General features: G+C 59.1%; 25 protein-coding genes. 10 read left to right on the top strand and 15 right to left on the bottom strand.

The genetic code is table 11. The features are described 5' to 3' along the window. Nucleotides 1-73 precede the first annotated feature (73 nt). Nucleotides 74-994 carry a zinc ABC transporter substrate-binding protein gene (locus tag FEZ21_RS04310; protein ID WP_160626503.1) on the bottom strand — a complete coding sequence of 307 codons (921 nt, stop codon included), beginning with the start codon at nt 992-994 and terminating at the stop codon, nt 74-76. Between the two features lie 66 nt (nt 995-1,060). Here FEZ21_RS04310 and FEZ21_RS04305 point away from each other — a divergent pair, with 66 nt between their 5' ends. Genes FEZ21_RS04305 through FEZ21_RS04290 form a run of 4 tightly spaced genes read left to right on the top strand, consistent with a single transcriptional unit; the run spans nt 1,061 to nt 3,866 of the window. Then, nucleotides 1,061-1,543: a Fur family transcriptional regulator gene (locus tag FEZ21_RS04305; RefSeq protein WP_029612723.1), complete on the top strand. Its 483-nt coding sequence runs from the start codon at nt 1,061-1,063 to the stop codon at nt 1,541-1,543. Next, nucleotides 1,543-2,331: a zinc ABC transporter ATP-binding protein ZnuC gene (znuC, locus tag FEZ21_RS04300; RefSeq protein WP_003437692.1), complete on the top strand. Its 789-nt coding sequence runs from the start codon at nt 1,543-1,545 to the stop codon at nt 2,329-2,331. The genes FEZ21_RS04305 and znuC overlap by 1 nt, the downstream gene beginning before the upstream one ends. Beyond that, the gene (gene znuB / locus FEZ21_RS04295) at nt 2,324-3,112 is read left to right on the top strand and encodes a zinc ABC transporter permease subunit ZnuB (protein WP_003437694.1); all 789 of its coding nucleotides are present in this window, start codon (nt 2,324-2,326) and stop codon (nt 3,110-3,112) included. The genes znuC and znuB overlap by 8 nt, the downstream gene beginning before the upstream one ends. 37 nt (nt 3,113-3,149) lie before the next feature. Continuing rightward, entirely contained in the window at nt 3,150-3,866 is a 717-nt protein-coding gene (locus FEZ21_RS04290) for a PA5502 family lipoprotein (protein ID WP_003437696.1), read from the top strand. A gap of 90 nt (nt 3,867-3,956) precedes the next feature. Here FEZ21_RS04290 and katE read toward each other — a convergent pair whose 3' ends face one another. Continuing rightward, nucleotides 3,957-6,149, bottom strand: a complete 2,193-nt coding sequence (gene katE, locus FEZ21_RS04285) for a catalase HPII (RefSeq protein WP_373683720.1) — start codon at nt 6,147-6,149, stop codon at nt 3,957-3,959. A 190-nt stretch (nt 6,150-6,339) separates the two neighbouring features. Here katE and FEZ21_RS04280 point away from each other — a divergent pair, with 190 nt between their 5' ends. The 3 genes from FEZ21_RS04280 to FEZ21_RS04270 all read left to right on the top strand — a co-directional run bounded on the left by FEZ21_RS04280 (nt 6,340) and on the right by FEZ21_RS04270 (nt 8,874). Beyond that, on the top strand, nt 6,340-7,347 hold the full coding sequence (locus FEZ21_RS04280; RefSeq protein WP_003437703.1) for a methionine ABC transporter ATP-binding protein: 1,008 nt from the start codon (nt 6,340-6,342) through the stop codon (nt 7,345-7,347). Further along, nucleotides 7,347-8,021 (top strand): methionine ABC transporter permease, encoded by a 675-nt coding sequence (locus FEZ21_RS04275; RefSeq protein WP_003437705.1) that lies wholly within the window; start codon nt 7,347-7,349, stop codon nt 8,019-8,021. Before FEZ21_RS04280 ends, FEZ21_RS04275 begins: the two co-directional genes overlap by 1 nt. Nucleotides 8,022-8,103: 82 nt before the next feature. Then, on the top strand, nt 8,104-8,874 hold the full coding sequence (locus tag FEZ21_RS04270; protein ID WP_010656765.1) for a MetQ/NlpA family ABC transporter substrate-binding protein: 771 nt from the start codon (nt 8,104-8,106) through the stop codon (nt 8,872-8,874). A 52-nt stretch (nt 8,875-8,926) separates the two neighbouring features. Here FEZ21_RS04270 and FEZ21_RS04265 read toward each other — a convergent pair whose 3' ends face one another. From FEZ21_RS04265 to coxB, 9 genes are all read right to left on the bottom strand, one after another. Continuing rightward, complete coding sequence (locus tag FEZ21_RS04265; protein WP_003437708.1) at nt 8,927-9,562, bottom strand: SCO family protein; 636 nt, start codon at nt 9,560-9,562, stop codon at nt 8,927-8,929. Continuing rightward, a complete protein-coding gene (cyoE, locus tag FEZ21_RS04260) occupies nt 9,559-10,458 on the bottom strand; it encodes a heme o synthase (RefSeq protein WP_003437711.1) in 900 nt (299 codons plus the stop codon). Before cyoE ends, FEZ21_RS04265 begins: the two co-directional genes overlap by 4 nt. Further along, complete coding sequence (locus tag FEZ21_RS04255) at nt 10,446-11,525, bottom strand: heme A synthase (RefSeq protein WP_003437713.1); 1,080 nt, start codon at nt 11,523-11,525, stop codon at nt 10,446-10,448. The genes cyoE and FEZ21_RS04255 overlap by 13 nt, the downstream gene beginning before the upstream one ends. Nucleotides 11,526-11,535: 10 nt before the next feature. After that, nucleotides 11,536-12,129, bottom strand: coding sequence for a hypothetical protein (locus tag FEZ21_RS04250; protein ID WP_003437715.1), 594 nt, complete (start codon nt 12,127-12,129; stop codon nt 11,536-11,538). Further along, nucleotides 12,104-12,841, bottom strand: a complete 738-nt coding sequence (locus FEZ21_RS04245; protein WP_003437716.1) for an SURF1 family protein — start codon at nt 12,839-12,841, stop codon at nt 12,104-12,106. Before FEZ21_RS04245 ends, FEZ21_RS04250 begins: the two co-directional genes overlap by 26 nt. 10 nt (nt 12,842-12,851) lie before the next feature. Then, nucleotides 12,852-13,739, bottom strand: coding sequence for a cytochrome c oxidase subunit 3 (locus FEZ21_RS04240; RefSeq protein WP_003437717.1), 888 nt, complete (start codon nt 13,737-13,739; stop codon nt 12,852-12,854). 12 nt (nt 13,740-13,751) lie between these two features. Further along, complete coding sequence (locus FEZ21_RS04235; protein ID WP_003437718.1) at nt 13,752-14,324, bottom strand: cytochrome c oxidase assembly protein; 573 nt, start codon at nt 14,322-14,324, stop codon at nt 13,752-13,754. Nucleotides 14,325-14,441: 117 nt separating this feature from the next. After that, nucleotides 14,442-16,031, bottom strand: coding sequence for a cytochrome c oxidase subunit I (gene ctaD / locus FEZ21_RS04230; RefSeq protein WP_003437719.1), 1,590 nt, complete (start codon nt 16,029-16,031; stop codon nt 14,442-14,444). An 82-nt stretch (nt 16,032-16,113) separates the two neighbouring features. Then, nucleotides 16,114-17,241: a cytochrome c oxidase subunit II gene (gene coxB, locus FEZ21_RS04225; RefSeq protein ID WP_127196653.1), complete on the bottom strand. Its 1,128-nt coding sequence runs from the start codon at nt 17,239-17,241 to the stop codon at nt 16,114-16,116. A 331-nt stretch (nt 17,242-17,572) separates the two neighbouring features. Between coxB and FEZ21_RS04220 the strand changes: the two genes are divergently transcribed. Continuing rightward, nucleotides 17,573-18,208, top strand: coding sequence for a hypothetical protein (locus tag FEZ21_RS04220; protein ID WP_003437723.1), 636 nt, complete (start codon nt 17,573-17,575; stop codon nt 18,206-18,208). Nucleotides 18,209-18,281: 73 nt separating this feature from the next. Here the strand turns inward: FEZ21_RS04220 and FEZ21_RS04215 are convergent, their stop codons facing one another. The 3 genes from FEZ21_RS04215 to FEZ21_RS04205 all read right to left on the bottom strand — a co-directional run bounded on the left by FEZ21_RS04215 (nt 18,282) and on the right by FEZ21_RS04205 (nt 20,236). Beyond that, complete coding sequence (locus FEZ21_RS04215) at nt 18,282-18,995, bottom strand: carbonic anhydrase (protein WP_003437726.1); 714 nt, start codon at nt 18,993-18,995, stop codon at nt 18,282-18,284. A gap of 117 nt (nt 18,996-19,112) precedes the next feature. Then, the gene (locus FEZ21_RS04210) at nt 19,113-19,604 is read right to left on the bottom strand and encodes a DUF523 domain-containing protein (RefSeq protein ID WP_003437728.1); all 492 of its coding nucleotides are present in this window, start codon (nt 19,602-19,604) and stop codon (nt 19,113-19,115) included. Then, nucleotides 19,601-20,236: a 2OG-Fe(II) oxygenase gene (locus FEZ21_RS04205; RefSeq protein ID WP_003437729.1), complete on the bottom strand. Its 636-nt coding sequence runs from the start codon at nt 20,234-20,236 to the stop codon at nt 19,601-19,603. The genes FEZ21_RS04210 and FEZ21_RS04205 overlap by 4 nt, the downstream gene beginning before the upstream one ends. A gap of 151 nt (nt 20,237-20,387) precedes the next feature. Between FEZ21_RS04205 and FEZ21_RS04200 the strand changes: the two genes are divergently transcribed. Next, entirely contained in the window at nt 20,388-21,140 is a 753-nt protein-coding gene (locus FEZ21_RS04200) for a DUF2059 domain-containing protein (RefSeq protein WP_003437731.1), read from the top strand. Nucleotides 21,141-21,168: 28 nt separating this feature from the next. Here the strand turns inward: FEZ21_RS04200 and FEZ21_RS04195 are convergent, their stop codons facing one another. Next, entirely contained in the window at nt 21,169-22,110 is a 942-nt protein-coding gene (locus tag FEZ21_RS04195; RefSeq protein ID WP_160626499.1) for an alpha/beta hydrolase, read from the bottom strand. 109 nt (nt 22,111-22,219) lie between these two features. Here FEZ21_RS04195 and FEZ21_RS04190 point away from each other — a divergent pair, with 109 nt between their 5' ends. Next, nucleotides 22,220-22,804 carry a DUF6436 domain-containing protein gene (locus tag FEZ21_RS04190; RefSeq protein ID WP_160626497.1) on the top strand — a complete coding sequence of 195 codons (585 nt, stop codon included), beginning with the start codon at nt 22,220-22,222 and terminating at the stop codon, nt 22,802-22,804. Nucleotides 22,805-22,817 lie beyond the last annotated feature (13 nt).

Below are 22,817 nucleotides of genomic sequence, written 5' to 3'. Positions count from 1 at the left end.
GCCTGCTGGCGAGCTGTGTGTAATTGAAATGCTCGCGAGCAGTCGCGCTCCTGCAGGCTCTATTGGTGCGGGGTTACAAGCTTTCTAGGCAGCCCGCCAGGTCATTGCCCAGCTTCTCCAGCAGTTGCTCATAGCCCTGCGCCGTCGCCGGGGTATAGCCGCCCAGGGCATCCAGCTCAGCCAACTTGACCGGCAAGCCGGCGGTCAGGGTGTCTGCCAGACGCGGACGCAAAGGCGGGTCACTGAATACGCAGGTCTTGCCCGCTTCCTGCAGACGCTTACGCATGGCGGCGACGTGCTGGGCCCCTGGCTGTACTTCTGCAGCCACGCTGAAAACACCCGCATGCTTTAGGCCGTAAGCGCTTTCGAAATAGTCGTAGCCCTCATGGAATACAAAGAACGGCTTGTCGGAAATCCCCGCCAGACGTGTTTTCAGGCGCGCATCCAGGGCGTCCAGACGCTGATTGAAAGCCGCCAGATTCGCTTGATACCGGGCAGCGTTGGCCGGGTCTTTCTGACTCAGGTCAGCCGCCATTTTGGCCGCGATCACACGGGCGTTGGCCGGGGCCAGCCACAGGTGCGCATCCAGCGTTCCCGGACGGTGATCGTGGTCGTGTTCGGCCGCATCTTCGGCATGGGAGTGGCTATCTTCGGAGAAATGACGAAGCTTAAGCTCAGGCAGCGTGTAGACCGCCACCGATGGCAAAGTGCGGGTTTTGATCACCCGCGGCATGAAACCTTCCATGTCCGGGCCAATCCAGTACAAAAGATCAGCCGACTGCACGCGCCGTACGTCGGAAGGACGCAGGGCATAGTTATGCGGCGAAGCATTGGGCGGCAAAAGCACCTCGGGATGGCCCACGCCGTCCTGCACAGCAGCCGCAATCAGCTGCAAGGGTTTGATGCTGGTCAACACGCTGACCTCGGCCCGGGCCGGGCCAATTACGGCCAAACTGGCGGTTAGAGCAAGAAAAATAGAAAAAAGACGGGGCACGATGAGCACTCATGGTGGTTGAAACAGGTAACATAATAACGTCTCTCTCAAAAATCGTCGCCGCCCATGCCTATTACACCGCTTGCCAGTCGTCCCCATGACCACTCCCATTGTGTCCACAGCGCCCTTAGCGAAGCGGATGTGCTGTGCGCGCAAAAGGGTTTGCGCCTGACTGCACTGCGCCGCCGGGTGCTGGAACTGGTGTGGCAAAGTCACAAGCCGCTGGGCGCCTACGACATTCTGGCAGTACTCAGCGAGCAGGACGGCCGCCGGGCAGCGCCACCGACCGTCTATCGGGCGCTGGATTTTCTGCTGGAGAACGGCCTGGTGCATCGCATCGCCTCACTGAACGCCTTTATTGGTTGCAGCCACCCCGAGCACGCGCATCAGGGTCAGTTTTTGATCTGCCGCAACTGCCATGCCGCCATCGAACTCGAGCAAAAAACCATCAGCGACGCAATCATCAACAGTGCGCTGGATGTCGGCTTTACTGTCGAAGGCCAGACCGTCGAAGTGGTCGGTTTGTGTTCGGGTTGCCGGGAGGCCTGATGAGCGCTGCACTGATACGTTTGGACCGGGTCACCGTGACCTTCGCCGGGCAAGACGTGCTCGACAATATCGAGCTGAGTGTCGAGCCGGGCCAGATCGTCACCCTCATCGGCCCCAACGGCGCCGGCAAAACCACACTGGTCAAAGCCGTGCTCGGCCTGCTCAAGCCCACCAGTGGCAGCGTCTGGCGCAAACCCAGGTTGCGGGTCGGCTACATGCCGCAAAAACTGCACGTCGATCCGACATTGCCGCTCTCGGTTTTACGCTTTTTGCGTCTGGTGCCGGGCGTGGACAGGGCGCAAGCCCTTGCCGCGCTGAAAGAAGTCGGCGCCGAAAAGGTCATCGACAGCCCCGTGCAAAGTGTGTCCGGTGGCGAAATGCAGCGCGTACTGCTGGCCCGCGCCCTGCTGCGCAAACCGGAGTTGCTGGTGCTTGACGAGCCGGTACAGGGCGTCGATGTCGCTGGCCAGGCCGAGCTGTACAGCCTGATTACCCGCCTGCGCGACCGCCATGGCTGTGGCGTGCTGATGGTGTCCCACGATTTGCATCTGGTCATGAGCACCACCGACCAGGTGGTCTGCCTCAATCGCCATGTCTGCTGTTCGGGCCACCCGGAACAAGTCAGCAATGACCCGGCTTTCGTCGAACTGTTCGGCAAAAACGCACAGAGCCTGGCGATTTATCATCACCATCATGACCACGCCCATGACTTGCATGGTTCGGTGGTCAGCGAAGACGCCACAACGGCACCCGCCCACGTTCATGGAGAAGGCTGCAAGCATGGCTGATTTTCTGTTTTACGCCCTGCTGGCAGGTCTGGCCCTGGCGATCGTCGCCGGCCCCCTGGGCTCATTTGTGGTGTGGCGACGAATGGCCTATTTCGGCGACACGCTATCCCATGCGGCTTTGCTGGGGGTGGCGATGGGGTTCCTGCTGGATGTCAGCCCTACCATTGCCGTGACTGTCGGCTGTCTGCTGCTGGCAGTCCTGTTGGTCACCTTGCAACAGCGCCAGCCGTTGGCATCTGACACATTGCTCGGAATACTTGCACCCAGCACCTTGTCCCTCGGGCTGGTCGTACTAAGCTTCATGCATGAAGTACGAATCGACCTGATGGCTTATCTGTTTGGTGATCTGCTGGCCATCAGCCCCAACGATTTGATGTGGATCATGGGCGGTAGCGCTGTGGTTCTGGCATTGCTGGTGGCGCTGTGGCGGCCGCTGCTGGCGATCACCGTGCATGAAGAGCTGGCCACTGTTGAAGGCTTGCCGGTAGCGGCGTTGCGCATGACGCTGATGCTGTTGATCGCAATTGTTATTGCCGTAGCAATGAAGATTGTCGGCGTGTTATTGATCACGTCCTTGCTGATCATCCCGGCAGCAGCTGCCCAGCGCCACGCCCGCTCTCCGGAGCAGATGGCCCTGGGTGCCAGTTTGCTGGGAATGCTGGCGGTGTGTGGTGGCCTGGCACTTTCATGGTTCAAAGACACGCCGGCGGGACCATCAATTGTGGTGTGTGCCGCGGCACTGTTTCTGCTGAGTTTTGTTCTGCCCCGTCGAGGGGTGTAGACTTGCTCGTTTTTTGCGCACTTAGAGAGCCGCAGGAATGAAGCTGTTCAACTCCCGTTACTTGCTCCTGGCCGCATTTTCCTTGCTGCTGGGCGCCTGCCAAAGCACACCCTCCGGCGACACACCTGTCCCGGATGCGCGCGCTACGGCCATCGCACAGCTGGAGCAAAACCTGGCCAGCAGCGAACTCGCGACCGCTGAAGATCAACTGGCTACCTTGCAGAAGCAAACGCCGGATGATCCACAATTGGTGCAATACCAGCGTCAACTAGCAGAAGCCTACTTGCAACGCAGTCAGATCGTGCTGCAAAAAGGTGATGTCAACGCTGCTGCCACGGCACTGAGCCGCGCCCGCGCCTTGATGCCCACGGCTCCAGCGCTGACCGGCGGTGTCAACAGTGCCATTGCCCATGCGCGCAAGGCCGAACTGGATAAAGCCGAAGCCGCACTCAAGGCTGCCGAGGCCAGACCACCGGCCAGGGTTATCGACCCTGCCGCAGAGAGCACCACAGTTACGCTTAACATCGAGGATATTGCGAAACTTCGCCATCAACTGAATTTGATCGCGCAAGATATCGTCAATTACCAGTGTGCTGTCAGCCTGCAGGTTCCGCGCACAGCGGACTTCCCATGGCTGTCCACGCTGATCAGCAAGCGGGTGAAAAAACTCGATCCGGCGTTCGATCTGAAAGTTGAACGTCAGATCATTCGCCATGTGCCTGCGCAAATAGTGCTGATCCCAAGTAAACCCTAGGTCCAGGCAAACCTGCAGCAAGCAGCTGGTTCGCAACAGGGTCATCTCTGACCCCATCGCGAACCAGCCAGCTGCTGCAGAGCCCTTCGTTTACGCCGGAACGGCTTTGGCCTTCGGCTCCCGGGCCCACACACGGTGCTGCCCGATCGCGGCAAAGAACGCCTTCAGATCCTTGCCATCCTTGATTGCCAGCAACCCCTCATCGGCCTGCAAATGCAGAACGTCCAGCAGCTGTCTGGCTTCGCCATGCAAGGCAATCGCCTTCAGGTGCTTATAGGCTTCGAGCAGGTAGTGCAACGCCACGCCATCGGTACTCAAGGTTTTGATCGAAGCCGCGCCACCCGGCACGTACACCGCATCAAAGGCAACCGACGGCATGCCTTCCATGGATGCATCAACCGGCAGCAATTTGCCGTCTGCGGTTTTCACCGGCGCAGACGTAGGACCTAACAATTTGGCATGGGCGCCTTCACTCGCCAGCGCCTTTTTCAGAGCATCAATCGCTGCGCCATCAACCCCGTTGGCGGCAAGAATTGCCACTTTACGGGTTTTGATATTGCCCGGTAGCAGATTGGCCTGACTCAAGGCCGGGGAGCGGCTGACGCTGGTTTTGCGCTCCGCTTGCGTACCCGCCTTCGGTGCAGGCAAGCCCAGGTTCTCAGCCACCCGCCTGGCCAGCTCAAGGTCGATATTGGCCAGAATTTCATTCACCTGGCGCTCCCGGATGGGCACACGCTCGACCTTGCCCAATTCAAAACTGTAGGCCGCAATAATGTGTTCTTGCTCATGCTTGCTCATGCTGCGGAAAAACAGCCGGGCCTGGGAGAAGTGATCGCTGAACGACTCGCTGCGCTGACGAATCTTGTTGGCGTCGATGCGCTCGGGATAAGACTCAAACCCCCCGTCATGGGCTGCAGGCGGGGTTTCTTTGGGCCAGCCAGCGTCGATGGAGTTCGGTTCATAGGACGCCCGGCCTTTGTTGATGGTGCTACGGTGCTGCGCGTCACGCTGATTATTGTGAAACGGCGCGACGGGGCGATTGATCGGAATCTCGTGAAAGTTCGGCCCGCCCAGACGGCTGATTTGCGTATCGGTGTAGGAAAACAGCCGGCCCTGTAGCAACGGGTCATTGGAAAAGTCGATACCAGGCACGATATGGCCCGGGCAAAAAGCCACTTGCTCGGTTTCCGCAAAAAAGTTGTCGGGGTTACGGTTGAGTACCATCTTGCCCAAAGGCGTAATCGGCACCAGTTCTTCGGGGATCAGCTTGGTCGGATCAAGAATATCGAATTCGAATTTATGCTCGTCTTCCTCCGAAATGATCTGCACGCCGAATTCCCACTCAGGGTAATCGCCGGTTTCAATCGACTCCCACAGATCACGACGGTGGTAATCGGTGTCTTTACCTGCCAGTTTTTGCGCTTCGTCCCACACCAGCGAGCAAGTACCCACACTCGGACGCCAGTGGAATTTGACGAAGCTGGATTTGCCTTCAGCGTTGATCAGACGGAACGTATGCACGCCGAACCCCTGCATGCTGCGCAGGCTTTTAGGAATGGCACGGTCAGACATCGCCCAAATAACCATGTGCGCAGATTCCGGCACCAGTGAGACGAAGTCCCAGAACGTGTCATGAGCTGAACCGCCCGTAGGCATTTCGTTATGGGGCTCAGGTTTTACCGCGTGTACGAAATCCGGAAACTTGATCGCGTCCTGAATAAAAAACACCGGCATATTGTTGCCGACCAGATCGAAGTTGCCTTCATCGGTGAAAAATTTCACGGCAAAACCGCGCACATCACGCACGGTATCCCCGGAGCCGCGCGGGCCCTGGACGGTGGAGAAACGCACAAATACCGGAGTTTTCTTACCCGGGTCCTGCAGGAAACCCGCCTTGGTCAGTGCGCTGTGGGATTTATAAGTCTGGAAGTAGCCGTGGGCGCCGGTACCTCGAGCATGAACAATGCGCTCTGGAATTCGCTCATGGTCAAAATGGGTGATCTTCTCGCGCATAATGAAGTCTTCGAGCAGCGAGGGGCCTCTGGCGCCGGCTTTCAGGGTGTTTTGATTGTCTGCAACCTTCACCCCCTGATTGGTCCGCAGAGCCTGATCGGTTGCGTCATCACGAAAAGTTTCGAGGCTATCGAGTTTGACGTTGGTGTTGCCACGATCCAAGGTGTCGGTGCCGGCCATCTGGCTCTTGTTGGAAGACGGTTTTTTGCTACTCATCAGACTAAACTCCTTGTTGGCGAAAGCCCTGTTGGCCGGGCTTCCTGGACTAATCTCCCGAGGCGGGTCCTAGTACTGACTTTTAGCGTTTACCGTCGTTCCTTAATTCAGACCATCAGTCGTCTTATTGCCAAATCAAAGGTCCCAGCGCAAATAAATGCTAAGAACCTCTATACGGACAGGCTAAAATGCGCGCCCGGCTAACCGCTGATCTTCTATTTTCGCGCCCCACAAGGTTCGCTACGTGATTGAGTTCCATAACGTTCATAAAACCTACCGGGTTTCCGGTAAGGACATTCCCGCGTTGCACTCCACCAGTCTGCGTGTTGAGAGCGGCCAGGTTTTCGGCCTGATTGGCCACTCCGGCGCGGGCAAAAGTACCCTGCTGCGCCTGATCAACCGCCTCGAAACCCCGAGTGGCGGGCAGATCATCGTCGACAACGAAGACGTGACGGCGATGGATGCCAACGGCCTGCGACGGTTTCGCCAGCAAGTCGGCATGATCTTCCAGCACTTCAACCTGCTGGCCTCCAAGACTGTGGCCGATAACGTGGCCATGCCCCTGACGCTGGCCGGTGAATTGTCCCGCAAGGACATCGATCTGCGGGTCGCCGAGTTGCTCGCGCGGGTAGGTCTGTCCGACCACGCCAAGAAATATCCGGCGCAACTGTCAGGCGGCCAAAAACAACGCGTAGGCATTGCCCGTGCACTGGCCACCAAACCCAAAGTGCTGCTGTGTGACGAAGCCACCAGTGCCCTGGACCCGCAAACCACGGCCTCGGTCTTGCAGTTGCTGGCTGAGATCAACCGCGAACTGAAGCTGACCATCGTCCTGATCACCCACGAGATGGATGTGATCCGTCGCGTGTGCGACCACGTAGCGGTTATGGATGCAGGCGTAATCGTCGAGCAAGGCCCGGTCGCCCAAGTGTTCCTGCACCCCAAGCACCCGACCACCAAGCGTTTTGTCCAGGAAGACGAGCAGATCGACGAAAGCGAGCAGCGCGACGACTTCGCCCATGTTCCTGGCCGTATCGTGCGCCTGACCTTCCAGGGCGAATCCACCTACGCACCTTTGCTGGGCACTGTCGCCCGTGAAACGGGGGTGGATTACAGCATCCTGGCCGGTCGTATCGATCGCATCAAAGACACCCCCTACGGGCAACTGACCCTCGCCATTACCGGTGGCGACATGGAAGCGGCTTTCGCCCGCTTCACTGCGGCTGACGTTCATATGGAGGTGCTGCGCTGATGGAATCCCTGTTGAGTTTCTTTTCCAACATTGACTGGTTCGAAATCTGGCTGGCAACCGGCGACACCATGATGATGCTCGGCGGCTCGCTGCTGTTCACCATCCTGCTTGGCCTGCCGCTGGGCGTACTGCTGTTTTTGTGCAGCCCGCGCCAACTGTTCGAGCAAAAGGCGGTATACGCCATATTGTCACTGGCGGTGAACATTCTGCGTTCGCTGCCATTCATCATTTTGTTGATTGTGATGATCCCGCTCACCGTTCTGATTACCGGAACCTCCCTGGGCGTAGCGGGCGCGATCCCGCCTCTGGTGGTCGGCGCTACGCCGTTCTTCGCCCGTCTGGTCGAGACCGCGCTGCGTGAAGTGGATCGCGGCATCATCGAAGCTACTCAGGCCATGGGCGCCAGCACGCGTCAGATCATTACCAGCGCCTTGTTGCCTGAAGCGCGCCCCGGCATCTTTGCAGCGATTACCGTGACCGCCATTACGCTGGTGTCCTACACCGCCATGGCAGGTGTGGTCGGCGCCGGCGGCCTGGGTGATTTGGCGATCCGTTTCGGCTATCAGCGCTTCCAGACCGACGTGATGATTGTCACGGTGGTGCTGTTGCTGATTCTGGTGCAAATTCTGCAAACCGTTGGTGATCGGCTAGTGGTGCACTTTTCGCGCAAGTAAGCGCGACCTCTCGTTAATAAACGTAACCGCCAGCCCAGGGCTGGCAGGCACCTGAAGTCGGGTGTTCACAAGGAGTTGCTGAATGAAGAAGTTATTTGCTGCCGTGGCCGCTGTAGCCGCATTTTCCGCCCATGCGGGCGATCTGTCGGTCGCAGCCACACCGGTACCCCACGCCGAGATTCTGGAGTTCGTGAAACCTGCACTGGCCAAAGAGGGCGTGAACCTCAAGGTCAAGGTTTTCACCGACTACATCCAGCCAAACGTGCAGGTGGCCGAAAAACGTCTGGATGCCAACTTCTTCCAGCACCAGCCGTACCTGGACGAGTTCAACAAGGCCAAGGGGACTAACCTGGTCAGCGTTGCAGCCGTACACCTGGAGCCACTGGGTGCTTACTCCAGCAAGTACAAGAAGCTGGATGATCTGCCGAACGGGGCCACCGTGGTCATTCCGAACGACGCCACCAACGGCGGCCGTGCCCTGTTGTTGCTGGACAAGGCGGGCCTGATCAAGCTCAAGGACTCGAGCAACATCCTGTCGACGCCAAAAGACATCGAACAGAACGCCAAGAACCTGAAATTCCGCGAGCTGGAAGCAGCGACCATCCCCCGTGTTCTGACTCAAGTCGATCTGGCGTTGATCAACACCAACTACGCGCTGGAAGCCAAGCTGAACCCGGAAAAAGACGCCCTGGTCATTGAAGGCAGCGATTCGCCTTACGTGAACATTCTGGTCGCTCGCCCGGACGACAAAGACTCGGCAGATATGCAGAAGTTGGTTGCTGCCTTGCACAGCCCTGAAGTGAAAGCGTTCATCAACGAGAAGTACAAAGGCGCCATCATCCCGGCGTTCTGATCCTCTGATCTTTCTGTAGGAGCGAGCTCCTACAGATTCCCCCTCGCGTCCTTTATTTGCGCTCTACCAACCCCGGCAATTGGGCAACCATTTTGGCGGTGTTGAACGGTGCGCGAATGAAACCCCGCTGGGTGCCGTCCGGCCCGATCAGCGCCAGGTTGCCACTGTGGTCGACGGTGTAGTTGGGCTTGCTGGTATCCGCCGGGATGAACGGGATGCTCACGGCATTCGCCAGTGTTTGCAGATCTTCTATGGAAGCAGGGGTCAGCCCCACGAACTGCGGGTCGAAATAGCCCAGGTATTGCTTGAGCTGCTGCGGCGTATCGCGGTTCGGGTCGACACTGACCAGCACGATCTGCAGTTTGTCCTGTACGTCCTTGGGCAGTTCACTTTTGATCTGACGCAGCTGGGCGAGGGTGGTCGGGCAGATGTCAGGGCAGAAGGTGTAGCCGAAAAACAGCATGCTCCACTTGTCTTTCAGTTCATTCATGAGCACCGGCTGACCGTTCTGGTCGGTCATCTTCACATCCGGCAAATGACGGCTCTGCGGCAGCAGAATGATCCCGGCATCGATCAGGGACGTGTTGTCGCCCTGGCTTTTGCTCGACATCATTTTGTTAAACGTCAGGCCCATGACCAATGCCACCAGCGCGACGAGGATATAAACGGTTTTTTGAGTTCTAGTCATAGGTTCAACACTAAGTAATGATCGACAAGCAGCGCGATGAATAGCAGCAGCAAGTAGTAAATAGAGTACTTGAAGGTGTTGATCGCAGCGTGCGGCGCAGTGCCACGGTACAGCACCCAAGCCCAATGCAGAAAGCGTGCGCCCAACACTAGTGCACATACCAGATAGAGCAGGCCGCTCATGTGAATCACAAACGGCAGCAAGCTGACCGCCAGCAGCACGAGGGTGTACAGCAGAATATGTACCTTGGTGTAGTGCTCGCCGTGGGTCACGGGCAACATGGGGATATCCGCTTTGGCGTACTCCGCCTTGCGGTGGATCGCCAGCGCCCAAAAGTGCGGTGGGGTCCAGGCAAAGATGATCAACACCAGCAGCAACGGCTCGGCGGTGACATGCCCCGTGACTGCCACCCAGCCCAGCAGCGGCGGCGCCGCACCGGCCAGCCCGCCGATCACGATATTTTGCGGCGTGGCCCGCTTCAGAAAGCCTGTGTAAATAAGCGCGTAGCCCAATAGAGAAGCCAGCGTTAGCCAGGCCGCCAGGGCATTGGTGTACACCAATAGCAGCACCAGCCCCGACAGCGACAGCAATAGCGCGAACGACAATCCCGCCAGCGGTGAAACCCGCCCTTCGGCCAGCGGTCGCTTATGGGTGCGGGCCATCATGGCATCAATACGCCGATCCACCACATGATTGACCGCCGCCGCGCCACCGGCGCACAGGCCAATCCCCAGGTTTCCGAACACCAGTACCGTCCACGGCACGCCCGCGCGGGTAGCCAGAAACATGCCCACCAGCGAAGTAACCAGCATCATCAGGACCACCCTCGGCTTGGTCAGCTCCAGATAGTCACGCCAGAGCCCCTGGCGCTGATGTTCGCCAGTCACGGTCGCCATGGCAATTCTCCTTTGAGGGTGACGAGACCGGGCGTATGGCGCCGGGGGCTGAAAATCCAGCGGGAGAAGCGCGGGGCCTTGACCCTGACCAATGCCGTGCGGGCGTGGTAATTGACCAGCACCAGCGTCAGCAACAACGCCGCGCCCCCCGCGTTGTGAGCCACCGCGACCACCAGTGGCAGACCAAACAGCACATTGCTCATTCCCAGGCTGATCTGCACTCCCAGCGCCAGCAGCAGCAAGCCCGCCAACCGGGTCATGCCGACTTTGCGCAGTTGCCAGGCCAGGCCCAATAACACCAGGGTCAGCAGCACAGCGCCGAGCCTGTGGGTAAGGTGAATGGCAGTGCGCGCCTCGCTGTCCAGTTGCCCGCCCAAATAGTTGGGGCCGATATGCTGGGTCAGATGAAAGCCATTGGCGAAGTCGGCCTGGGGCCACCATTCACCATGACAGGTCGGCAGATCGACGCAGGCCACGGCTGCGTAGTTGGAACTGACCCAGCCCCCCAGCGCGATTTGCATGATCGCCAGCACCAGCCCGGCCGTTGCCCAGCGCTGCAGGCGGCGGGGGATAGCCAGGGCGGGCAGCACCCCGGACAGACGCAAGGTCAGTAAAAACAACAAACTCAGGGTCGCAAACCCGCCGAGCAAATGCCCCGTCACCACCTGGGGCCACAACTTGAGCGTTACCGTCCACATGCCAAAGGCCGCTTGTGCGATCACCACCAACAAAATAAACAACGGCAGTTTTAACGGCTGATCCTGCAACCGACGCTGGCTCCAGGCCCGTGCCGCCAGCAGCAGAATCAACAGCCCGAGGGTGCCGGCAAAATAGCGGTGCACCATCTCGCTCCAGCCTTTGTCGGCCTGCACCGGGGCATCGGGAAAGTGCAGCTCGGCGTGGGCCAGTTGCGCCTCACTTTGCGGCACGCTGATAAAACCGTAGCAACCGGGCCAGTCCGGGCAGCCTAGGCCTGCATGGGTGAGGCGGGTGTAGGCGCCGAGCAATACCACCACCAGCGCCAGCAAGGTGGCCAACAATGCGAGACGAAATCCAGCTTTAGCCATGACCTGGCCCCTATCCGATGTTGGACAGCTTCAGCAGATGGCGGAGGTCGTTGAGCACGTCCTTGCCGTTGACCTGCGGGTCGTAGCGCAGCACCAGATTGCCGTGGGGGTCGATTATCCACAGTTGCGCCGCGCCATTGCCTTCAGCGCCCTGTGTATAAGTCGGCAGGTCCAGTGTGTAGCGCTGTAATTGCGGATACTCGCGTTGCAATTTGGCGGCGTATTGCGCGTCCACCGGCTGCGCCACCGCCAAGCCGTGGCTCGCCCGCGACGCATCGCGGCCCAGTCCGACCTGAAGCTGGCGTGCCAGATACACCAACTGCTGGCAATCGGCAGCACAGCCTTGGGGGGCCGTTACCAGCAGTTGCCAGCGCTGCTCATCGGTCACGACGCCAAGGGCCGCGCGGTTCTGCCCGTTCCCCAGCAGTTCTCCGTGGTAGCTGCGGCTTTCAGGCACCCAGAACTTGAGTTTGTACATGCCCGTGGCCAGCACCATGGGGCCGATGGTCAGCAGCAGAATAAGGATCAGCTGCAATCGCCCGCGGCGCCGGGTGGCAGGGGATGGGGCGCGAGCTGTATCAGGCGGATTGATGGCCGTTGCCATGACGTTTCTCCCGAGCGTTGTGCCAACCGAGGTACAGATAAAGACCGAACAGGGCCAGCGCCATGGCGAACCACTGCACGGCATAGGCGGTGTGTTTTTCCGGGCCCATGCCCGTGGAAATAAGTGGCCAGTCAGCCTGATACGCGGCCGGGCCGGGGGCGATACGGATTTCATCGGCAAAACCTTCGCGGCCCAGCTCGGCCCAAAGTTTGGCGGGCTCCACCGTCGTCACCAGCCGCGGCCAGGGCGCGTCAAGCGGGTCGGCGTGTAATTGAAAGGGGGCGCCTGGCGACTCATAAACCCAGGCCTGCACATCCAGGGTCTGTTGCGCAGTGCTGAATACCGGCGGTGTGTGACGGCTCGGCCACGGCAGCCAGCCACGATTGAGCAGCAGCCACTGGCCGCTGGCTTGATCCTGAAAGGGTTGCAGCAGTTCGACACCGACCTGGCCATCCCGCATACGGTTGTCCAGCAGCAGGCTGTGTTGCCCGTCTAAATGCCCCCGCAATTGCACACGGCGAAAGGCCGGTTGCTCCACATTCAGCAGCTGGCCTGCGGTCAGCGGCGCGGCGGCCTGACGTTCTGCGTAGCTATCGAGCAGCGCGCGTTTCTGCTCCCCGCGGCTCAGTTGCCAAAAACCCAGGAACACCAGCAGCGGCAGTAACGCCAGCACCACCAGTGTCGGCGCGATGCCGGGTCGAAAGCGCGTCATGGGCGCTGACTCACAACACGTATACGAACAGGAACAACCCGAGCCACACCACATCCACAAAGTGCCAGTACCAGGTCGCAGCCTGGAAACCAAACTGGTGCTCGGTATTGAAATGCCCGCGTATCACCCGAATCAGCATCACCAGCAAAATCAGGGCGCCGATGGTCACGTGGGCACCGTGGAAACCGGTGAGCATAAAGAACGTCGCGCCATACACCCCGGAGCCCAGAGTCAGGCCCAGCTCTTTGTACGCGTGGATGTACTCCTCGGCCTGAAACCCCAAAAATCCGACCCCGAGCAAAACCGTCAGGCCCAACCAGAACTTCAGCGCCCCGCGATGGCCCTTGTTCAAGGCATGGTGAGCGATGGTCAGGGTGATGCTGGAACTGACCAGCAACACCGTGTTGAGCAGCGGCAAGCCCCACGGGCTGATGGTGCCTTTAGGCGGTGGATATAGCGCAGGGTCGGGGGTGTGCAGCAACGGCCAGGCAAACTGAAAGTCAGGCCACAGCATGTGCGCCACCGCCTTGCTGCCCTCGCCACCCAACCACGGACCGGAAAAGTGCCGCACGTAAAACAGCGCACCAAAAAACGCGATAAAGAACATCACTTCAGAAAAAATAAACCAGGTCATGCCCCAGCGAAACGAACGATCCAGTTGCGCGCTGTATAGCCCGGCCCGGCTCTCCCTGATCACTGCGCCGAACCAGCCAAACAGCATGTACGCAACGATCAGGCCGCCAATAAAGAAAATCAGCGGGCCATGGGACTCGGGTCGCGCCGCCTTGAGGTCGTTGAACCAGGTGCCCAGGCCATACACCGTGACCAACAGCCCCACCGTGGCAATGATCGGCCACTTGCTTTGAGGCGGGACATAGTAGTGATCGTGAGTTGCCATGGAGCGTTCTCCTTATCGGGCAAGCCGGGTTTCGTCCTTGCCGGCGTTAGCGGCGACAGGCGGGTGGCGAGCAGTGATATCGAACAGCGTGTAGGCCAGCGTCAGGTGTTTCACATCCTTGGGCATGTCGCGGTCGACGATAAAACGCATCGGCATCTCCAGGCTTTGGCCCGGTTGCAACACCTGTTGGGTAAAGCAAAAACACTCGGTCTTGTGGAAGTACTGGGCGGCTTCGGCCGGTGAAATACTCGGCACGGCTTGCGCCGTCATCGGGTGGTCAGTGGGGTTGGAGACTACAAACACCATCTCGTTAACCGCCCCGGGGTTGACCACCAACTGATCGCCCTTGGGATAGAACTCCCACACCATGTCGATGGCATTGGTCGACAAGAACTGCACGCGCACCTGCCGGGTCGGGTCGACCACTTGCTCACCTTCGTACTGTCCGGCGGTCTTGCCGTTGATGCCGAAGGCTTTGCACATCACGTCGTAAATCGGCACCAGGGCGAAACCAAAGGCGAACATCACCACCACCATCAACAACAGGCGCAGGACCAGGCGTTTGACCGCAGTTGAGTTAGCCATAAGCGGCTTCCTGTGGGGGCGAGCTTGCTCGCAATGACAGCAGCGAATTTATCAAGGCAAACCGGGCTGTCTGCATCGCGAGCCGGCTCGCTCCTGCAGGGACTCGGCATGCACCGGTCACTTGATTTCCGGCGGCGTGGTGAAGGTGTGATATGGCGCGGGCGAGGGCACGCTCCATTCCAGACCTTCGGCGCCGTCCCAGGGTTTGGCGGGGGCCTTGGGGCCACCACGAATGCATTTGATGACAATGAACAGGAATAGAAGCTGCGTAGTGCCGAACATGAACCCGCCAATCGAGGACACCATGTTGAAGTCGGCGAACTGCAGGTTGTAGTCCGGAACCCGGCGCGGCATGCCGGCCAGACCGACAAAGTGCATCGGGAAGAACGTCAGGTTCATGCCCACAAACGACAGCCAGAAATGCAACTTCCCGAGGGTTTCGTCGTACATGTGGCCAGTCCATTTCGGCAGCCAGTAATAGGTCGAAGCGAAGATCCCGAAAATCGCCCCCGGCACCAGTACGTAATGGAAATGTGCGACCACGAAATAGGTGTCGTGGTACTGGAAGTCTGCCGGCGCGATGGCCAGCATCAACCCGGAGAACCCGCCGATGGTGAACAGAATCACGAAGGCCACGGCGAACAGCATTGGCGTCTCGAAGGTCAGCGAGCCTTGCCACATGGTGCTGACCCAGTTGAAGACCTTGACCCCGGTCGGCACCGCAATCAGCAGCGTGGCATACATAAAGAACAGTTCACCGACCAGGGGAATCCCCACCACAAACATATGGTGGGCCCAGACGATGAATGACAGGAAGGCGATGCTGGCCGTGGCGTAGACCATTGAGGTGTAGCCGAATAACGGCTTGCGCGAGAAGGTCGGAATGATCGCGCTGATGGCACCGAAGGCCGGCAGGATCATGATGTAGACCTCGGGGTGGCCGAAGAACCAGAACACATGCTGGAACAACACCGGGTCACCGCCGCCCGCGGCACTGAAGAAGCTGGTGCCGAAGTGGATGTCCATCAACATCATGGTGACCACCCCTGCCAGCACGGGCATCACCGCTATCAGCAGGAAGGCCGTGATCAGCCAGGTCCAGACGAACAGCGGCATTTTCATCAGCGTCATGCCGGGAGCACGCAAATTGAGGATGGTGGCGATCACGTTGATCGCGCCCATGATCGAACTGATGCCCATTAAATGGATGGCAAAAATAAAATAAGTCACGCTTTCAGGGGCATAGGTCGTGGACAGTGGCGCGTAGAAGGTCCAGCCAAAATTAGGCCCGCCACCGGCCATGAACAGGGTCGAGATCAGCAGTGCGAAAGCGGCAGGCAGCAGCCAGAAACTGAAGTTGTTCATCCTCGGCAAGGCCATGTCGGGGGCGCCGATCATCAGCGGAATCATCCAGTTGGCCAACCCGACAAACGCCGGCATCACTGCGCCGAATACCATGATCAGCCCGTGCATGGTGGTCATCTGGTTGAAAAAGGCCGGCGCCACAATCTGTAATCCCGGCTGGAACAGTTCGGCGCGAATCACCATGGCGAAGGATCCACCGAGCAAAAACATGCAGAAGCTGAACCACAGATACAAGGTGCCAATGTCTTTATGGTTGGTGGTCAACACCCAGCGCATAAGGCCTTTGGCCGGGCCGTGGGCGTGGTCTTGCGCAGGCCCGTGGTCATCAATAACCGCACTCATGTCCTGACTCCTGCAAACGGATGGACCAAAAAACCGGCGGCCCACGGCCCCCTGCCATTACCCACACACAGCCCCCGGCGGCTCATTTTCCTTGCGCCTGTTTAAGCTCCAGCACGTCTTTGGGGGTGACCATGTCGCCCTTGTTGTTGCCCCAGGCGTTACGTTCGTAGGTCACCACCGCGGCAATATCAACTTCCGAGAGCTGCTTGCCGAAGGCTGCCATGGCCGTCCCCGGTTTGCCGAAGAACACCCGGTGCAGGTGATCGGCAGCCGGTCCGGTAGCGATCGGCGAGCCTTTGAGTGCCGGGAACATCGGCGGCAAGCCCTGACCTTCTGCCTGGTGACAGGCCACGCAAGTGGTGTGGTAAACCTTGTCGCCACGGGCCACCAGTTCGTCGAGGGTCCAGTCCTTGCTGGTCAGTTCCTTGAGCTGAGCAGCCTGGGCCTTGCGGTCTGCGAGCCAGGCGTCATAGTCCGCACGGGTTTTGACGTCCACCACGATCGGCATAAAGCCGTGGTCCTTGCCGCACAATTCGGCACACTGGCCACGGTAAATGCCGGGCTTCTCGATACGGGTCCAGGCTTCGTTGATAAACCCCGGAATAGCGTCGCGCTTGACCGCGAAGGCAGGCACCCACCAGGAGTGGATAACGTCCGCCGAGGTCACCAGAAAGCGCACTTTGGCACCGATCGGCAGCACCAGCGGCTCGTCCACCTCAAGCAGGTAATGTTCGCCCTTGGGGGCCTGGTTATGAATCTGCTCGGCGGGGGTGGCCAGGTTGCTGAAGAACTCGACATCCTGACCCAGGTATTTGTAATGCCACTTCCACTGGTAGCCCGTGATCTGGATGTCGACATCCGACTCACTGGAGTCATAGATATTGATCAGGGTTTTGGTTGCGGGGATGGCCATCAAAATGAGGATAACCAGAGGCACGACCGTCCAGAGGATTTCGACCGTGGTGCTTTCGTGGAATTTTGCTGCTTGCTGCCCGGTGGAGCGCCGATGAACGATCATCGACCAGAACATGGCACCAAACACGATGATGCCGATCACGACACAGATCCAGAAGATGGTCATGTGCAGGTCGAATACCGCGTTGCTGACTTCGGTCGCGCCCGGCGTCATGTTCACGGTCCAGGCAGCTTGCGCCTGACCGAAAACCGACCACAACAGCAGGCCCATCCATAGATTTGGATGTCGCTTCATTGCGGGTTCCCCTTTGTTTTTCTTGTTATTGCGCCGGTATCAACCTGCGTTACAAGGGGGCGGTTTTCAAACCCTGTGAACCTGGACCGCCGAGCCTCGTCTGCTCAGGCAGTCGGGCGACATCAAATAACGGTTACAAAAGCGAGTATAGACACCGACACCAGCCCCGCAATGTAAGGGGTCAAAACAGTGAAATAAGGCCACATCGACAAATGGCACTCACTGCCCGGTCACAAAATGAATAACAATACTTCCCCTGAAAAAAATCCCTTTGCGTTTAAAGGGCTACTTTTATAGCTCTTTTTTGTCTTGCAACCCCCCTGGAGTTCCCATGAACACCGCCGCCATCCGCGCGCAGATCTCGCGTGCCCAAGAACATGAGGCCGAAACGAAGCAGCTGGCCCAGCATCTGGCCAAGCAACTGCCGCACCTTCATGCCGCAATCGAGCTGCCTGATACGGATAAAAACGTCGTGATGACCCGCTTTGTCAGCGCCTACATCGAGCAAGTGCCCGACTTGCTGGATGCTGCCAACGCAGTCGCCCATGAGGCGGGTATCGAGTCGCAAATCAAGCCGGTACTGAAAATCGCCGAGCAATATTTTGCCCAGCCGCTCCCGCTGCTCGATGGCCATCCGGGGCTTGAAGGTTTACTGGACGAAGCCTATCTGGCGCACCGCCTGGTCGAAGAGGTCAACGATCTCTACATCAAGCACCTGGGTCAGCCGTTGATTCCTCTGGACATGACAGTGGCCAACCTCATCGCCCACCAGTTAATCGGCGAGGCCTTTGCCAACCAGCTGGACGAAGCCGTGCACCATGCGCTCGACGAGATGCTTAACGACGAAAGCTTTGCCGTGGAATCGGTCGATGCTTACCGCGAACGGCTGACCAGCCCCGAGACGGGCGCTGCCTGGAGCCGCTGGCCTTGTCTGTCCAAGCAACTGGGCGTCGGCCTGAACCTGTAGCAGCCGGCGTGCTCGCGAGCGCCTTCAGAGCAGTGTCCTAGAAAGCGCAGAGCACGCGAGCAAGGGTAAGCGCCTAAAACCTGGCTTTGGGCGTAGCGCTTGGAATCGGGCTGGTGCCATCCAGCGGCAGGAAGGCGCCTTTATCGGCGTCGTAGGCTTTGATCTCGCTGGTTTCGATGTCGTATACCCAGCCGTGAATAAACAGATGCCCGTTGGCCATGCGCGACGCCACCGACGGGTGTGTGCGCAGGTGCTGCAGCTGGGCAATCACGTTTTCTTCAGTCAGCACGTGCATGCTTTCAGCTTCATTGGCGCAGTTGCAGTTGTCCTGCACCATGGTTTTGGCCACTTCAACGTGGTGCAACCAGGCTCTGACCGTGGGCATCTTTTTCAAGCTTGCCGGGTTGAGTACGGCGCGCATCGCCCCGCAATCCGAATGTCCGCAAATAATGATGTGCTGCACGCCCAGTGCCAGCACCGCGTACTCAATGGCAGTTGAAACACCGCCATTCATCTGGCCATAGGGTGGCACCACGTTGCCGACGTTACGCGTTACAAACAAATCGCCCGGTGCACTCTGGGTGATCAGCTCAGGCACGATGCGCGAATCGGCACAGGCAATAAACATCGCACGCGGGTTCTGTGCCGTGGCAAGTTTTTTGAAGAAGGCTTCTTGTTCAGGAAAGATTTCGTGATGGAAGTGCAAAAAACCATCAACGATATGGTGCAGTGCAGAATCAGCACTTTCGGTCGCTGCCGAGGGCTGTGGTTTCGGCTTGTCAGTCATGATGGATCCCCTGGGCAAAATGGCACCGGATATTACCTGAACTCATTTATACGCTCTACACGCCCTTGCAGGAGCGGGTTTGCTCGCGCCGGTATTTCCCGGCCGGCCCGCAAATCCTCAGGCCTCAAGCTGCGCTAGAGCCCGCGCGGCGTCTTCCAGCTGCAGCTCGTTAAATACCTGTACCCCGGCCCCCGCCAGCAATGCCGCCGTGACGCCCTGGCCTGCAACCTTGATCCCGCCAAAGCTGCCGTCATAGGTCTGCACATTGCCGCAAGACGGACTATTAGCCTTGAGGATAGCAATACCAATACCGTGCCGAACCACCAACGCCAGCGCCTGTTGTGCCCCGTCCATAAAGGCCGCGGTCACATCTTCACCCTCGCTGGTCATCACCGGCGCCAGGCCGTTGAGCACATCGCTCCCCTGGCCGCCGGGTATTTCTGCCGGAGCACGCGGCGTCGGCAAGCCGCCCGCAACTTCCGGGCACAAGGCAATGATCCGGCCTTCTTCCTGCCATCGGGCCAATTGCCCGTACGGACCACTGGCGCCGCCGTCATAGCGCACGCGATGGCCCAACAGGCAACGACTGACCAGCAACTTCTGGCTCATACAAATACCTCGGTGGCGCGCCGGCGAAACCAACCGGTCAACGACAGGCGGTCGCGGGTCGCGGGCATGACTTCGTGGGGAATCTCGCCCGAGAGAAATACCACCAGACAACCGCCAACCGGAAGTACGTCATAGTCGAGGTCGCCATCCAGATACATGCGCAAATGCCCGCCATGCTCAGGCAACCATGCCTGATTGAGGTAAACCACGGCCGAGACCATGCGCCGGTCATCATCGCGGAAACGGTCCAGATGCTTGAGGTAGAAAGCTCCGGGCGGGTAGAGGGCGAAATGACTTTCAAAGTCCTCCAGGCCCAAAAAAAGCCTGCGATTCATGGCGATTCGCAGGCTTTCCATTAACCCCAGATAATTGTCGCAGGCTAAAACCTCTCCCGGCTCCAGCCATTGAATATGGTCGCCGCGTATACCCTCGCGGACTTCCTGGGTAATGCCCCTTCCGACTGCGGCCGGGGTCAGTTCACCTTCGGCCGAACGTTTTTGGCACTCGGCCGCCAGTTCGAGGGTCAAAGCCTCGGGCAGAAAGATGTTTTGCTGTGACCATCCCTGTGCGTACAGGTCGTCGACGATGCGTAGCAACAGCGGATGATCAGTAGGTATTTGCATGCCGCGCATAATATCGACACGCCTGAAAATCCGACAGCTCCGTCGAGCTGGCGGAGCAGAAATAATCAACCGGAGTATTTAAAGCCTCTTGGAACGAGCGAATTCTCGACAAGTCCTACGCCGCACCCGGACAATAGCGCCCTGCAGACAGGAGTCCCTCATGCGCCGCTTGTTTTTACTATTGATGATGTTTTGCACGTTACCCGCATGGGCAGATAACCTCGATGATCTGTTTACGACTGCCGGGTGGCCAGAACAGCGCGCGCATTTTGTTGATGCCCTTACTGCCGCCCAGGAGCGCTATCGCAATAACTTGCCGCCGGCGGTTTATCAGGCCCTGGTCAATAACAGCAGCCTGCGCTTTGCCCCCGAAGCAATGGACCGGCGCGCCAAAGAGCAGATGCGTAACCACCTGCCAGACCCTGTTCCCGCACTGACCTTTTTCCAGTCGCCGCTGGGCCGCCAGATTGTGGCTGCTGAACTGCTGGCCACCCGCCGCGATCAGTTGGCCAAACACGCCCAAGGCTTGCCGCGCATCGAGGCCAGCGCCACCCGTCAACTGCTGATCAACCACTTGTCGCGGGCGCTGCCAGCCCGTGAAGCCGGCGCGGAAGTCACTCTGGCGATTGCCGGGATTGCAGCAGACAGTTTGAGTTCGATGATCCCGGGGTTGCTCGGAGGCGGTCAGGCCCAAGGCATGTTGAATGGCCAGCGCCAGCGCTTGATGGAACAACTTGCCGGTGAACTGGATAACACGCTGCTCTACGTGTATCGCGACCTGTCTGATCCGGAACTGGAAGAGTTCGTCACCTTTGCAGAGTCGCCTGCCGGGAAAGCCTATTATCAGGCGGCACTGGCAGCTATTCGCGCCGGGCTGGCCGTGGGCCAAAGCACGTCAAGCCTGTCGCAATAACCAACGTCCCGTAGGAGCAAGCTCGCGCCTACAGATGTTGATCCAGAAACGCGAAATAACGCTCGCGGATCTCGGCAGTTTCATTCGCCAGATGGTGCCGTGCCTCTGGCAGCAACAGCACCTGAGGCTGATCGAATTTCGTTTTCAGCACCTCAAGGTTATGCCGCCAATCAACGGTTTTGTCCGCTTCGCCCTGAATCACCAAGGGCCGCCGGGAGCAGGCTGGCGCACTTTCAATACGCGGAATCCAGCGCGCCAGCGCACCGACCCAGGCCGTCGGCAGACGCACCGGCTGCAACGGATCGGCCTGCAGGAACGGCAAGAAGTCGGGATCGTTGGAGTTCTCGCTGAAACGCCGGGCAATGCCTTTGACGAAGGCTCTGAGCAGGTAATAGCTGAACTTCGACCAATTCCAGTCCTTGGGCCTGATCAACGGTGACAGCAGAATCACCTGCCCTTGTGCCGGGCTTTGATCACCCTGACGCAGCACATGATCAAGCACAATCGCGCCACCGGTACTTTGCCCGCACAGGTGCCAGGGTTGCGGCAAGGCCAGTGACTGGGCCTCGATAAACAAACCTTGCAGCACCGCCTGGTACTGCGCGAAATCATCAATGCTGGCCCGCTCGCCACTGGAAAGCCCATGCCCCGGCAAGTCGCAGGCCATGACCACGAATCCGTGATCCAGGCCCCACTCAATCACGTGCCGATACAGCCCCATATGATCGTAAAAACCATGGATGACGAATAGCGTCGCCACCGGGGTGGACGCTGGCCACCAGACCTGACTGACCAGCTCGTAGCCGCCGGCACTGAAGCGCCCCAATTGCCGGCGCACCGGCACCTTGCGCTGCGCAAAATCCAGCCCGTAGAACTGCTGATACGCCAGCCCCTCGCGCGATAATGGCTGGCCATCGTGCAAAGGCTGCAAGCTGGCGCGCAAGGAATCGGGGGCAAACGGGGCAGGCATAAGAATTTCCAGACGGGGCGCACGTGCGCAAAACAGGCTTTATAGACCGACGATATTCATCTGTCCGTTCAAGCATGGCAAGCTACGCGGCCTTCGAGGACCTTTTTGCATGCCTTTGCCCACCTTAAAAACCCTGCTTGCCTGCCTGCTGGTGCTGATATGTGCAGCGGGGTTGTGGACGGCCTACGACTGGTTCCAGGGCCGCTATATCCGCGCCTTCAGCGACCAGACCGCACTGTTCGCCGGAGATGTCCTGAGCCTGCCCGCCGAGCTGTCAGGCCCGGGGCCCATCCGCGTGGTGCATTTCTGGGACCCGGCCTGCCCGTGCAATGTCGGTAACCAACAACACCTCAGCGAATTGCTCGCGCATTACGTGCCGCTGGGCGTCGCGTTCTACTCCGTGCAAAAGCCCGGCACCCATGGCCAGTTACCCGCCACCCTGGGCGCGATAAAGCCCTTGGCCAGCCTGCCCGGCGCCGAGCATCTGAGCGCCAGCCCGGCCGTGGCTATCTGGGACCGCAGCGGCCATCTGGCCTACTTTGGCCCCTACAGCGAAGGTGCCACCTGCAACGCCAGCAACAGCTTTATCGAACCCGTCCTGCAGGCCCTGAACGAAGGCCGCCCGGTAAATGCCACCCACACCATGGCCGTGGGCTGCTATTGCCCGTGGCAGAATGACCGCGCTTCCCCCTAAGGCGCTTCGGTGC

Origin of the sequence: Pseudomonas sp. 9.1(2019), assembly GCF_009910445.1 — a bacterium.
Classification (GTDB): Bacteria; Pseudomonadota; Gammaproteobacteria; order Pseudomonadales; family Pseudomonadaceae; genus Aquipseudomonas; species Aquipseudomonas paraversuta.
Note: the sequence above shows the minus strand (reverse complement) of the source record. Positions and strands in the feature narration are given on the sequence as shown.

Coding starts and splice junctions, on each gene's coding strand:
- FEZ21_RS04195 (WP_160626499.1), bottom strand. CDS start 22,110: ATGCCTGCCCCGTTTGCCCCCGATTCCTTGCGCGCCAGCTTGCAGCCT.
- FEZ21_RS04250 (WP_003437715.1), bottom strand. CDS start 12,129: ATGGCAACGGCCATCAATCCGCCTGATACAGCTCGCGCCCCATCCCCT.
- FEZ21_RS04305 (WP_029612723.1), top strand. CDS start 1,061: ATGCCTATTACACCGCTTGCCAGTCGTCCCCATGACCACTCCCATTGT.
- FEZ21_RS04200 (WP_003437731.1), top strand. CDS start 20,388: ATGCGCCGCTTGTTTTTACTATTGATGATGTTTTGCACGTTACCCGCA.
- ctaD (WP_003437719.1), bottom strand. CDS start 16,031: ATGAGTGCGGTTATTGATGACCACGGGCCTGCGCAAGACCACGCCCAC.
- FEZ21_RS04240 (WP_003437717.1), bottom strand. CDS start 13,739: ATGGCAACTCACGATCACTACTATGTCCCGCCTCAAAGCAAGTGGCCG.
- cyoE (WP_003437711.1), bottom strand. CDS start 10,458: ATGGCGACCGTGACTGGCGAACATCAGCGCCAGGGGCTCTGGCGTGAC.
- FEZ21_RS04275 (WP_003437705.1), top strand. CDS start 7,347: ATGGAATCCCTGTTGAGTTTCTTTTCCAACATTGACTGGTTCGAAATC.
- FEZ21_RS04190 (WP_160626497.1), top strand. CDS start 22,220: ATGCCTTTGCCCACCTTAAAAACCCTGCTTGCCTGCCTGCTGGTGCTG.
- FEZ21_RS04235 (WP_003437718.1), bottom strand. CDS start 14,324: ATGGCTAACTCAACTGCGGTCAAACGCCTGGTCCTGCGCCTGTTGTTG.
- FEZ21_RS04210 (WP_003437728.1), bottom strand. CDS start 19,604: ATGAGCCAGAAGTTGCTGGTCAGTCGTTGCCTGTTGGGCCATCGCGTG.
- FEZ21_RS04270 (WP_010656765.1), top strand. CDS start 8,104: ATGAAGAAGTTATTTGCTGCCGTGGCCGCTGTAGCCGCATTTTCCGCC.
- znuC (WP_003437692.1), top strand. CDS start 1,543: ATGAGCGCTGCACTGATACGTTTGGACCGGGTCACCGTGACCTTCGCC.
- FEZ21_RS04220 (WP_003437723.1), top strand. CDS start 17,573: ATGAACACCGCCGCCATCCGCGCGCAGATCTCGCGTGCCCAAGAACAT.
- FEZ21_RS04255 (WP_003437713.1), bottom strand. CDS start 11,525: ATGGCTAAAGCTGGATTTCGTCTCGCATTGTTGGCCACCTTGCTGGCG.
- FEZ21_RS04205 (WP_003437729.1), bottom strand. CDS start 20,236: ATGCGCGGCATGCAAATACCTACTGATCATCCGCTGTTGCTACGCATC.
- FEZ21_RS04245 (WP_003437716.1), bottom strand. CDS start 12,841: ATGACGCGCTTTCGACCCGGCATCGCGCCGACACTGGTGGTGCTGGCG.
- coxB (WP_127196653.1), bottom strand. CDS start 17,241: ATGAAGCGACATCCAAATCTATGGATGGGCCTGCTGTTGTGGTCGGTT.
- FEZ21_RS04215 (WP_003437726.1), bottom strand. CDS start 18,995: ATGACTGACAAGCCGAAACCACAGCCCTCGGCAGCGACCGAAAGTGCT.
- FEZ21_RS04265 (WP_003437708.1), bottom strand. CDS start 9,562: ATGACTAGAACTCAAAAAACCGTTTATATCCTCGTCGCGCTGGTGGCA.
- znuB (WP_003437694.1), top strand. CDS start 2,324: ATGGCTGATTTTCTGTTTTACGCCCTGCTGGCAGGTCTGGCCCTGGCG.
- FEZ21_RS04290 (WP_003437696.1), top strand. CDS start 3,150: ATGAAGCTGTTCAACTCCCGTTACTTGCTCCTGGCCGCATTTTCCTTG.